The sequence below is a fragment of the Bacillus sp. JJ1764 genome, assembly GCF_036962145.1.
Classification (GTDB): domain Bacteria; phylum Bacillota; class Bacilli; order Bacillales; family Cytobacillaceae; genus Neobacillus.
The window spans coordinates 2,049-2,403 of record NZ_JBALNY010000241.1; positions in this window are offsets into that span (position 1 = coordinate 2,049).

Sequence of the window (355 nt, forward strand, 5' to 3'; positions counted from 1 at the left end):
TAATAATTATGTTGATAAGGCAATCTATAAAATTAGTTCGGACAAAGCTCTAAACAAACTTATAAAAGAAAGATATTTTTCTGATGATCTAATTAGTAATTAAAAAATATTTAAGATACTGTTAAATAATAAATTATTCCTTATTGTTCTAACGTAGACTTTAGATTAAAAGGTCTTTTACCCACCAGTTTGTCAAATTTTGATGTGTTTTTTTGTTAAGGCATAACTAGAAAGATAGCCATAATTTGTACGAAAACAGTGATAAAAAACAACCTGATTTACAATGGTTCGAATTGCTGTGGTCGATAATCTTTATAAATAATCAAAATTAGGGTTAAATGATGTGATCGTAATC